The organism is Sphaerisporangium sp. NPDC088356, from assembly GCF_040685555.1.
Classification (GTDB): Bacteria; Actinomycetota; Actinomycetes; order Streptosporangiales; family Streptosporangiaceae; genus Sphaerisporangium.
The window spans coordinates 1-2,486 of sequence record NZ_JBFBIK010000251.1 but is presented as its reverse complement, the minus strand read 5'-3'; the positions used below and the strand labels follow the sequence as shown (position 1 = coordinate 2,486).

The 2,486-nt window shown below is 64.6% G+C and carries 3 protein-coding genes; all 3 read left to right on the top strand.

Features of this window, described 5'->3' with window-relative positions; all coding sequences use genetic code 11:
* Positions 1-124: 124 nt before the first annotated feature.
* The 3 genes from AB0O34_RS36635 to AB0O34_RS36625 are packed head-to-tail and all read left to right on the top strand — an operon-like array spanning position 125 to position 2,111.
* Positions 125-742 (top strand): penicillin acylase family protein, encoded by a 618-nt coding sequence (locus AB0O34_RS36635; RefSeq protein WP_363923581.1) that lies wholly within the window; start codon positions 125-127, stop codon positions 740-742.
* Positions 700-945 carry a hypothetical protein gene (locus AB0O34_RS36630; RefSeq protein WP_363923579.1) on the top strand — a complete coding sequence of 82 codons (246 nt, stop codon included), beginning with the start codon at positions 700-702 and terminating at the stop codon, positions 943-945. The genes AB0O34_RS36635 and AB0O34_RS36630 overlap by 43 nt, the downstream gene beginning before the upstream one ends.
* Positions 946-980: 35 nt before the next feature.
* On the top strand, positions 981-2,111 hold the full coding sequence (locus AB0O34_RS36625) for a DUF2637 domain-containing protein (protein ID WP_363923577.1): 1,131 nt from the start codon (positions 981-983) through the stop codon (positions 2,109-2,111).
* The last annotated feature ends 375 nt before the right edge of the window (positions 2,112-2,486 follow it).

Below are 2,486 nucleotides of genomic sequence, written 5' to 3'. Positions count from 1 at the left end.
CGGCGCGCCCCCCGAGAAGCGCTGAGCGCTGGAGGGTGGTCAAACAGCGACCACTTGGTAATCAATCGCACATAGACCGGGCCCGATACTGTGATGCGCACATGTCATGAAAGGTCCGTGAATCTTGAGGATTGCCCCCTTTGCTCGGTTTCCCCGCCCGCTCCGATGGGGGGCACGCGTCCTCACCGCCGTCCTGGTGCTGGCGATCGTCCTCGCCGGGGTGGGTGTGTGGACGGTACGCAGGTCCTTCCCGCAGCTCGACGGCGAGCTCAGGCTCCCCGGCCTGAGCGCGAAGGTGACCGTCCTGCGCGACGGTCACGGCATCCCGCAGATCTACGCGGACAACCCGCAGGACCTGTTCAGGGCGCAGGGCTACGTCCACGCCCAGGACCGGTTCTGGGAGATGGACTTCCGCCGCAAGACCACGGCGGGCCGCCTGTCGGAGCTGTTCGGCACGTCCACGCTCGACGTGGACAAGGTGGTGCGCACCCTCGGCTGGCGGCGTACGGCGGAGCGGGAGGTGAGCCTGCTCGGCCCCGGAACGCGCCAGGCCCTGGACGACTACGCGGCGGGCGTCAACGCCTGGATGGGGCAGCACCGGGGCTTCGCCGACAAGAGCCTCGAATACGCCGTGCTCAAGCTGACCAACGGCAGCTACTGCGGAACACGGGATGTTGCGCAGGCCTTGGAGGCAGCGACATGTCGGCTCAGATCGGCGACAACCGGTTCACCAATGGTCTGATCTACGACGTCATCAAGGTACTGGAGCAGCACGGCTACAAGCTGCCCAGCGACGATCTTCAGACCTCGGCCCTAGGTCGGTCTGTCGGAGTGCTTCTGGAGCTTGTTGAGACCTACGAGGGTCGTTGCGACTCTTCGGTAATCCTGTCCCCTAACAACAAATTCGGCCCTGAGCCGGTGCGTCAACACCAGCTCAAGGCCTAGGTCAATCCACCTGCTATCACCAGGGAGATAAACCCTTGCTTAACCATATCCACGATGCAGACCACAGGCCAATTGGGACTGACGACACGTCTCCCATCGGCGTTGAGGCTTCCACCGAGACTCCTCGTCCGCTGACTCAGGGCGAGTTCACTACCTCCGCCGTCATCGGCGCGGTCACTCTCGTGCTCGGCCTGATCGGCTTCGTCAACAGCTTCGAGAAGGTGGCCACGGCTGCCGTCCCCTCGTTCGGCTGGTTCGCCTGGACCGTGCCGCTCGGCATTGACCTCGGCATCGCCGTCTTCTCCGTGCTGGACATCGTCCTGTGCCGTCTCGGCATGCGAGTGCGGTTCCTCCGCATGATCCCTTGGGCACTCACCGCAGCGACCATCTACCTCAACATCGCGGGGGAGACGGACGCCTTCGCCATCGTGGCGCACGCAATCCTTCCGCTCCTGTGGGTCATCGCCGTAGAGGTAGGCGCTCACGTCCTCCGCAAGCGTGCCGGTCTGTCTTCGGCCACGCGGATGGACAGCATCCGCAAGTCACGCTGGATCCTCGCGCTCCCGTCGACGTTCTCTCTGTGGCGTCGAATGATCCTCTGGGAGATCCGCAGCTACCCGCTGGCGCTTCAGCGTGAGCGTGACCGTGTCCTCGCCAAGACCGAGCTTCAGGACCGGTACGGGCGTCTGTGGCGTTGGAAGGCGACTCGTCGGGAGCGTGCTCTCTACAAGCTTGGTGAGCTGGCTCCCGTGGGGACGGAGACGAGCGTTTCGCTCCCTGTTGAGGAGACGGTCCCCGAGGGCGAGACGATCGTCGTCCCCGAAATTTCGGCAGTCACAGAGCAGCCGTCCCCTCCTTCTTCCCCTACTCCCAAGACGTCTCGTCCCCGCACTCGCCAGGGGACCAAGAAGGGGACCGTCCCCGAGAAGAAGCGTCCCCTCCCCAACGTCGAGGACCTCCTTCCTGCGGGACGCGAGGTTGCTAAGGCTCTCGCTGACGAGGGTCGTCCCCTCACTCGTGACAACCTGCTGACCGCGATCAGGGAGAAGGTTCAGCCTGTCTCTACGGCTCGCGCTACGCAGCTTCTTCGAGTTCTCAAGGATGAGATTTCCGCAGATCAGCTCGACGGCCAGACGGATCTGGCGGACATGGCTGGTGCTGCGTGACGACCTTCGTCCCCTCGTTCGTCCCCATGTCGGTCCCCTCTTCGGAGGGGTCCGTCCCCAACTCGGTCCCCTCTGATCGTGAGGACCGTCCCCGTCTCGTCCCCGTCAGGATCGGCCTGCGTCCCCGAGTTCGTCGGGTCTGCCGTCCCCACTCTCGTCCCCTGTTCGTCCTCACCTACGTCCCCTGCTTCGTCCCCTCCGTCGTCCCCGCCTCGGTGCACTCGGCGGAAGCGGGCGAGCGATGAGTATCCGTCGCGCAGAACTCCCGTCCGACAACTTCACGATGCTCAGCAACAAGTGGATCAGAGACGGCCGTCTGTCGTGGAAGGCGCGCGGCATCCTCACGTGGCTGGCGTCGCACAAGATCGGCTTCCG